Origin of the sequence: Mesorhizobium sp. M1142, assembly GCF_040318565.1 — a bacterium.
Taxonomy (GTDB): Bacteria; Pseudomonadota; Alphaproteobacteria; order Rhizobiales; family Rhizobiaceae; genus Mesorhizobium.
This window is the reverse complement of the sequence record NZ_JAMYMK010000084.1, coordinates 1-664: the sequence shown is the minus strand read 5'-3', so window position 1 is coordinate 664 and position 664 is coordinate 1. Positions and strand designations below refer to the sequence as shown.

Below are 664 nucleotides of genomic sequence, written 5' to 3'. Positions count from 1 at the left end.
TCAGCTTCAGCGGATCAGCGCCGTCGCCATATACCATCATCAGGTCAGCCGAACGGCAGTAGCGGACATTGCCGCAACTGCATTCCGCCTTCACAAGCATGTTGTGCCGGGTTGCCTTGCCCAGCGTGTCGATCGGATCGTGCGCCATCCCTCTAGAAAAGCCCTGTTCCTTCAAGAGGCTCTTGACTCTGATGTTCTCATTTCGTTCACTGCCAGCAGATTAGAGACACCCCCATGAAGCCGATTACTGCGACCGAGTCCGAGCAGCCCGAGATATATGCCACGGTAAGGCGCGAGCGGGCCGCCATTCACCGGGCCGTCAGCAAGATGGCAAAGCAAATGCGTGGCCTGTCCGACGTCAGCCAGAAACAGGCTATCGCGGAGCTGACGGCCACTTGGATATTGGCGATCTATCCTGGAGACCTCGATCTGGCGTTGTCGCTTTCGGATGCGATGCGCCACCAGACCGACATTTACCTGAGAGAGAACAAGAAATCCGGCGCTCACCACTGACCGATGCGCAGCCGTCGCCCCTCGCGGGCCAAGATTGACCGCGAGTGGCCTTACCAGGTTGCGCTGCCCGATGATCTATGCACGGGACACAGCTTCTCGCTGATCCGCGATTTCTGCGAAGAGCGAGGGCTGGTCCCAATAACAAGGCAGG

Annotated in this window: 1 protein-coding gene; it reads left to right on the top strand. The window is 58.6% G+C overall.

Going from position 1 to position 664, the window contains the following annotated elements; all coding sequences use genetic code 11:
* Positions 1-234: 234 nt before the first annotated feature.
* Complete coding sequence (locus NKH42_RS31175) at positions 235-513, top strand: hypothetical protein (RefSeq protein WP_352510024.1); 279 nt, start codon at positions 235-237, stop codon at positions 511-513.
* Positions 514-664 lie beyond the last annotated feature (151 nt).